Source organism: Marinobacter excellens LAMA 842 (genome assembly GCF_001574445.1).
Lineage (GTDB): Bacteria > Pseudomonadota > Gammaproteobacteria > Pseudomonadales > Oleiphilaceae > Marinobacter > Marinobacter shengliensis.
In genome coordinates this window covers 46,137-52,884 of sequence record NZ_LOCO01000028.1, presented here as the reverse complement: position 1 = coordinate 52,884, position 6,748 = coordinate 46,137, and the positions used below count along the sequence as shown (strand labels likewise).

Annotated in this window: 7 protein-coding genes; 6 read left to right on the top strand and 1 reads right to left on the bottom strand. The window is 55.4% G+C overall.

All coding sequences use genetic code 11. The features are described from left to right. The 4 genes from J122_RS17725 to J122_RS17710 all read left to right on the top strand — a co-directional run. The coding region (locus tag J122_RS17725) for a hypothetical protein (protein ID WP_227510268.1) at positions 1-760 on the top strand (760 nt) is incomplete at its 5' end. Between the two features lie 20 nt (positions 761-780). Beyond that, positions 781-1,305, top strand: coding sequence for a hypothetical protein (locus tag J122_RS17720; protein WP_061333452.1), 525 nt, complete (start codon positions 781-783; stop codon positions 1,303-1,305). A gap of 106 nt (positions 1,306-1,411) precedes the next feature. Then, positions 1,412-1,825 carry a TA system antitoxin ParD family protein gene (locus J122_RS17715; RefSeq protein ID WP_061333451.1) on the top strand — a complete coding sequence of 138 codons (414 nt, stop codon included), beginning with the start codon at positions 1,412-1,414 and terminating at the stop codon, positions 1,823-1,825. Continuing rightward, on the top strand, positions 1,803-2,387 hold the full coding sequence (locus J122_RS17710) for an AAA family ATPase (protein ID WP_061333450.1): 585 nt from the start codon (positions 1,803-1,805) through the stop codon (positions 2,385-2,387). Before J122_RS17715 ends, J122_RS17710 begins: the two co-directional genes overlap by 23 nt. 25 nt (positions 2,388-2,412) lie before the next feature. Here the strand turns inward: J122_RS17710 and J122_RS17705 are convergent, their stop codons facing one another. Continuing rightward, complete coding sequence (locus tag J122_RS17705; RefSeq protein ID WP_061333449.1) at positions 2,413-3,309, bottom strand: DUF1853 family protein; 897 nt, start codon at positions 3,307-3,309, stop codon at positions 2,413-2,415. Positions 3,310-3,368: 59 nt separating this feature from the next. Here J122_RS17705 and J122_RS17700 point away from each other — a divergent pair, with 59 nt between their 5' ends. Both J122_RS17700 and J122_RS17695 read left to right on the top strand, forming a co-directional pair. After that, a complete protein-coding gene (locus J122_RS17700; protein WP_061333448.1) occupies positions 3,369-3,809 on the top strand; it encodes a VOC family protein in 441 nt (146 codons plus the stop codon). A 161-nt stretch (positions 3,810-3,970) separates the two neighbouring features. Further along, positions 3,971-6,604 carry a DUF6351 family protein gene (locus J122_RS17695; protein ID WP_061333447.1) on the top strand — a complete coding sequence of 878 codons (2,634 nt, stop codon included), beginning with the start codon at positions 3,971-3,973 and terminating at the stop codon, positions 6,602-6,604. Positions 6,605-6,748 lie beyond the last annotated feature (144 nt).

Sequence of the window (6,748 nt, the reverse complement as noted above, 5' to 3'; positions counted from 1 at the left end):
GCTGTATTGCTTGCGTTTCTTGCTCATGATTCTCCTCCTTGTGGAGATGATGAATCAGAGCTTAGGCACCTGTCCAAATTTCGGGGTCCACTTCATAGTGTCAGGGTGGCTAATCTTATCATTCTGGATTATTCCTCCGAGCATCAACTGGATCATGAGCACTGGTCTTGGCTTTGTTCTAAGACCTTTCGAAAAAACGCTTAGTAAAAAGTTTGACGAGTCCATGGAAGACGGGTGCAGTGAATTCAACCGAGTCACCGGGCAGGTTCGGATCGCTTTGGGGCGCGGCTCGTATTTTGAGGCCCCGTTTGTGGAGTTCGACGCATACGTGGACAGGGTTATTCAGCAAAGCGGTGTGTTTTACAGATTAATTCTGGTCCATCGCTATACTCAGAAAACCTTCAACAACACCGCCTTTAGTACTATTGAAGCGAACAAAAATGAAGTCCTCGCCATCTGGGACATGTTGCAGCGTTATATGGATGTGAGTCAGCCGTTACCCGACGTTCCGCGTTTGGAACCCTTCCGCCATCTGGACCCAATAACCGCTGAACACGACAAGAAAATTGATCGCAACCCCCGATACTGGCGGGACCTCGAACTAGAATCCTGGAAGAATGGCGAAGGTTGGACAGAAGTCCATCAGCGGCAGAGTCAGTTCCCGTGGGGAAGCAGAGTCTGCAAGCTGACCCCGCAACTGGGCAAAATATCGATGGAAGACTACCGTAAACAGCGGCCTGCCGGCGCTTGGCCAATTTGATGTTACAAGGAAGGTAAATTATGGATCGCCAAATTAAAGATCTCATGGAGCAGGGCTTGAGTCGAAATGAAATCTTCGAACAGCTCAAAAAGCAGTCGGGCAATCAAATGCGCCTGGCTAACAAGATTGCAACGTTCGAGCCTGGCTCATCCTCAAGACAAACTGCCCTGCGGAACCGAGTCCTCATGGCGCTCTGCCTGCTCCAAGCGTGCTTCGGGATCTGGGTGATCCATTCCAATGTGGTCCCGATGGATGAGGAGTTTGGCTGGCAAGGCATCGTCGCAACGTTCGTTTTGACGATTTTCTATTTTGTCGGCCTGTTCAGAAAGTCTTTCACCGGATATGCCTCGTTCATTCTGCTCTGTATTACTGTAGCTGCCGGCTATGTCTATTTCTTCAACTATTTCCCTGTTGTCTCGATCGTGGGTGTTCTGTTGGCCGTTGCCGGCGGCGCTCTTTCGTACACGATCAAAGTTCGACTTTTTCCTCACATGGGCTTTATGGACGTAAGGAAGGATGAAAACGGGAAGCACATCTTCGAGTAGTCGAAGCTGTATTCTCCGAGTTATGATCAGGCTCGCCCTGTTGCAAAATGCAACTCCTGTAGTAATCTGTACGCATGGTTCGCGGCAATCATTTCAGGAGGGCACCATGGCAACTGCAATTCGAATCGATGACAAACTGATCCGGGAGGCGGCTGCAGAGGCTCAGGTTCAACGTCGTTCTACGCCCAAACAGATCGAATACTGGGCGGAGATTGGCAGGATTGTCGCTGGCGAAGTCTCGGCTGAGGATCTGATGTCCATTGCGCAGGGCAATCGTCGGGTAAAGGTGGAGCCGTTAGTTCCGGAGCCGGTATCCGGTGATGAATTATGGGCTGAGGTGGATGCTGCCCGTGATTCCGGTGAGCTAGCTAAGATTATTGCTAATAATCGTGTTGTCTATCAGCGTTCACCAAACAAACCGGGCTATCTGCAGGCTATCCATCCTGATGGTACCCGGCAAACCGGTGTTTTCAGAAATGGAGTTTTTGAGGCGCTGAATGATCGAGACAACGCAGCCTGAACTTTGGATATTGGTCGGCGGCAATGGGGCCGGCAAGTCGACTTTTTATGAAAAATTTCTGGCTCGCCGAAATTTTCCGTTCATCAACGCAGATAACATTGCCAGGAGCCTCTGGCCGGATGAGCCAGAGAAACACAGCTATGCGGCGGCTTTAATTGCCGAAAAGGAAAGATTTCGTTTTCTGGAGGAGGGCAGCAGCTTTTGCTTTGAAACAGTGTTTTCTCATCCATCGAAGCTGGACTTTCTGGGTGCTGCCAAAGCGGCGGGCTTTCGAATCCGAATGGTTTACTTCCATCTCGATTTTGTGGCGCTGAACAAGGCTCGGGTGTCCTCTCGGGTAAAGGCGGGAGGGCATGGAGTTCCTGAGAAGAAGATCGAAGATCGCATCCCTCGTACCATGCAGAATGTGAAGGCAAGCATTGGCTTGGTAGACGAACTTTATCTTGTTGACAACTCCAGTGCCGAGAAGCCGTTTTTGCGAGTGGCCGAGCATCGTGGGGCAAAGTGGGTGCTGCATCAGGACGTCTTGCCGGAGTGGGCTGAGGTTTTTATCAGGATGTAGTTCCGTCATACTTTACTCTTGGGCGTCAAGCAGGCCACTCCCCCGGCACCACAAACCACCGCTCCCTCTCAACCCAACACCCAATCCCTGGCTGCCACTCCACCCGCGCAAACAACACCGGCACGCCCTGGGCCTCCACAAATGCCACGGCCTCCCGCGCCACCTCACTATCGGGCCGATCATCCTGCCTCCAAGGCCCAATCCAATGTGGCTTTTTCAACGGCACCCAGCCCATCAGAGCGGTGTTCTCCAAATCACGGGCGTAGCACCATCGCCCCTGCCTATGGCCCGCCGGTACGTAGTCCGGAAGTGCCACTCCGTCATCCGGATAGAACAGATAACCCGGCAGAAACACTCGCGGAATAATAGGCTCTGAAATCCCCAGATCTGCTAACAGAGCCTGCGCTTCCTCCCGCTGTGCCATAGGGCTCTGGTGGCTGAGCATTCGGTCTACTTTCAGGTCCAGGCGGTCCTTGGCGTTTGGCCCGTACCACTTGGTAATGTCGGGGCCTTCGTTGACGCCCAGGTAGTATTTGATGGCAATTTCATGGTGTTCCAGGCACCGGGTGTGTGGATTCCGCACCAGAAAATCCAGCTCGCCGATGGTTCGGTTGCCGGCCTTGATCTGCTGGTTTTTTAGCAGCAGTTCCCAACCTAGAAGGTCGACCAGGAGCACTTCGTACAAACGCTCAAAGTAATGGCCAAGGCGGCGCTCGGTAGTGGCCGCGAGTCTTGCTGGCATGGTGTCCGGGTGCTTGTCCCAGTGTTTGAGTTTGTCGCGGTAATCATCGGGCAGCCACTGCAGTGGCTCAAAGCTCACGGGGGCGGCCAGGAGTTGCGGTGCCGTGCACAGCCAGGCGAGATGCCGGATGGCCGGTATCTGCAGGTTGAGCAGGGTTTCGGTTTCTGCGTTTGTCGTCATGGCCTGAGAATAACGTAAACTGGGCGTGTTTGAGAGCCACGAAACCACAGGAGCCCTATATGCAATACCTGCACACGATGATTCGGGTCAGCAATCTGGACGACACACTCCATTTCTTCTGCGACCTGCTGGGTATGGTGGAGATTTCTCGTAAAGACAGTGAGAAAGGCCGTTTTACGCTGGTGTTCCTGGCGGCCCCGGAAGACGAAGCCCGTGCCCGTGAAGACAGGTCGCCGATGATTGAACTTACCTATAACTGGGACCCTGAGGAGTACACTGGCGGCCGGAATTTCGGGCACCTGGCATTCCGGGTGGAGAACATTTATGCGCTGTGCGAAAGGCTCCAGGCCAACGGCGTTACCATCAATCGCCCGCCTCGGGATGGCCATATGGCCTTTATTCGAACACCGGATAATATCTCGATTGAACTGCTGCAGAAGGGCGATGCGCTGCCGGCGCAGGAGCCCTGGGCCAGTATGGAAAACACCGGTACCTGGTGAGGTCATGGAGTCTATTGGTCAGGCTAAAGTGAGACTTGGTTCACATTTTTGACGCAGACCCCGGGCGATTTGACCAAGGCTCTGAAACATAACACTCGCTTATCATTTGTTGCGCTATGTAACGCTCTGTTACTAAAACAACAACAAATGAGGTGGTCGTTATGTTCTCCAGAAACGCTCTGGTTGCAACCGTTATGCTGGGTTTGGTGGGGTGCGGGGGTTCCGGTTCAGAGAACGCTTCCGATAATACCAATGCCCAGGGCCCGGGGCCGACGGTTCCGGGCACTACGCCGCCCGGTCAGTCTGATGGCAACAAAGGTCTGCCAATAGGTGAGGGCGAGGTGCGGGTTCTGTCCAATCGCGCCGATTTGATCAGCGGTGGCGATGCCCTGATCGACATCGAGGCTGCCAACCCGGAGGCTGCCCGCGTGTTGCTGAATGGCCAGGATATTACCGGGCAGTTTACCTTGATGGAGCAGGGGCAGCTGCGCGGTCTGGTTACCGGCCTGGCGTTGGGTGATAACACGCTGGAAGTGCTGCTGGATAATCGCAGTAGCCGGCTGGTGAAGACCATCACTAACCATCCGAAAGGTGGGCCGGTATTTTCGGGCCCCCAGGTTCAACCCTGGACCTGCACCAACGCCGCTGCGGTGGATGAGCAATGCAACCAGCCTGCGGAATACCGCCTCAAATATGTTCCTGCGGAACGCTTTACCCGATTGTTCACCGAGTTTGATCCGCAAGACCCCGGCCTGCCGGATGCTTTTTTGCCTTACGACCCGGAAAACCCTCCCACCGATGACGACATTGCCACCGTGACCACCGACGAAGGCGTTGAAATGCCGTTCATCGTTCGTGTGGAAACCGGTGTCATGAACCGGGACCGTTACCAGGTAATGTCATTGTTCCAGCCCGGAAACGACTGGACCGCCCTGAATCCCCAGGAGCAGTGGAACGGGAAAGTACTGGTTCATCACGGCGGTAACGTGGGGGTGAGTTACGGTATGGGCAGTCCGCCCAACGGTGACATTTCCGGCCTGACTAGCGGTAACGAGCTGTTGCTGGGAGACAGTATTTCCGTGGCGCTGGCCCGGGGTTTTGTAACCCTGTCCACCGCCCAGGCCAATCTTGGCCACAACGTGAATCTGGTGACCGCTGCCGAGTCTTTGATGATGGCCAAGGAACACATTATCGAGAACTATGGCCCGGTCCGTTACACCATTGGCACTGGCTGCTCGGGTGGGGCGATTGCCCAGCAACACATTGCCAATGCCTACCCCGGTATCTATCAGGGGTTGATTGTTCAGTGTTCCTATCCGGATGTCTGGACCACCGCTACCCAGTTTGCCGACTACAACCTGATCAGCAACTACCTTGGGCTGCAGATGCCGGAGGGTCCGGAAGGGTTCTTCTCCTTCATGACGGATCTGCTAACGAACGGTTTGCTGCCAACCCAGTGGCCCTTTATTTATGGGCACCTGCCCGTTAATCCAGTGGTTTCAGACCTGGCCTTCTTCCCGGCGGCCTACCCAGACCAGGAAGATTGCCGGCGCCTGAAGGAGGGCGTTGAGGTTTATCATCCTGAGGAACGACCGGGCGGCCTGCGCTGCGGGTTGATCGATTACATGGTCAACCAGTTTGGCGAGCGGCCACCGGAGGTGTGGTCTGAAAATGAACAGCTTTTGGGCCGGGGTTTTGCCGGCATTCCGCTGGATAACGAAGGGGTTCAGTACGGCCTCAGAGCATTGCAGGAAGGGTTGATTACCGGTTCCCAGTTCCTGGATCTGAATCGGGAGATTGGTGGCTTCAACGTGGACATCAAATATCAGCCAGAGCGTACCCTGGGCGATATCCAGGCCATCACCAATGCTTATCGCACCGGCGCCATCAACACTGCAGAGAATCTTGCCGGTGTGCCGATGATTGACTTGCGAGGCCCAGATCCCGGCTTTGCCCACGATGCCTTCCACTCCTGGCAAACCCGTGCCCGCATTGAGGAGGTTCAGGGACATTCGCTCAACCATGTGATCTGGTATGGCGCCTTCCCGATCGCCGGGGATACCGTGTTTACCACCGAGGCCCTGTTGACCATGGACCAGTGGCTGGCGGGCATCGAGGCGGATGAGCGCCAGGATAGCCTGCCGGAGAAAGTGATTCGCAACCGGCCCGGCTTCGCCCGTGATCGCTGCCTGTCGTTGTCGGGCGCTACCGCCGAATGGGGTGTGATTCTGCCGCTTACCGGTGGCCTGTTGTACCCGGACCCGGTTCTGCCCGGCCTGGAATACTTGCCAACCAACCGATTGCCGGCAGAGATGGGTGAGATCTTGGACGTGGCCACCGGGCAGGTGTGCGGCCTGGATCTTGGCGCCCTTGGCTTGCCATCGCTGGTGACCGATCTGCTGGCGCCGATCACAGACCCGATTGTTGAAACCCAGGCACTGCTGGTGCAAACCCGGTTTGGTACCCCAAGAACCGTGGCCGGAGATGACATTCGCACCCTGAATAACAAGTGTCAGCTCAAGCCAGTTGACCCTGCGGATTATTCAGCCAATCTGCTCCAGGGTATTTTCAACTCTGAGAACTTTGCCCAGAAGGTTGCGGAGATCTTCCCGAACGGGGTATGCGATTACAGCAAACCACCGGTTGGCCAGGTACCAACAGTGACCTGGATGCATTATGGTGATACCGAGACGGTGGTGCATGGCGGCGCGCCGCTGAGCAGCAACGATCAGCCTGTTCCGGGGTGGGCTTCACCGGCGTTTGCGGTCACCCTGTCACCGAATCAGGCTGAGTAATCAGGGCCACAGGGTCGGGATGCGCCTGGCCCTGTGATTGGGTTGCAAGGCATCGGCCCAAGCTCCAACCTGAACATAGTGCGGCCGACTCAGCAAAACCGGCGGCTAACCGTTGCTGTTGGCCGCTCTTCCCCCTAAAATCCC

Bases quoted from the DNA above. Each gene is read 5' to 3' on its own strand.
- J122_RS17710 (WP_061333450.1), top strand. From the start codon at position 1,803: ATGATCGAGACAACGCAGCCTGAACTTTGGATATTGGTCGGCGGCAAT.
- J122_RS17695 (WP_061333447.1), top strand. From the start codon at position 3,971: ATGTTCTCCAGAAACGCTCTGGTTGCAACCGTTATGCTGGGTTTGGTG.
- J122_RS17715 (WP_061333451.1), top strand. From the start codon at position 1,412: ATGGCAACTGCAATTCGAATCGATGACAAACTGATCCGGGAGGCGGCT.
- J122_RS17700 (WP_061333448.1), top strand. From the start codon at position 3,369: ATGCAATACCTGCACACGATGATTCGGGTCAGCAATCTGGACGACACA.
- J122_RS17720 (WP_061333452.1), top strand. From the start codon at position 781: ATGGATCGCCAAATTAAAGATCTCATGGAGCAGGGCTTGAGTCGAAAT.
- J122_RS17705 (WP_061333449.1), bottom strand. From the start codon at position 3,309: ATGACGACAAACGCAGAAACCGAAACCCTGCTCAACCTGCAGATACCG.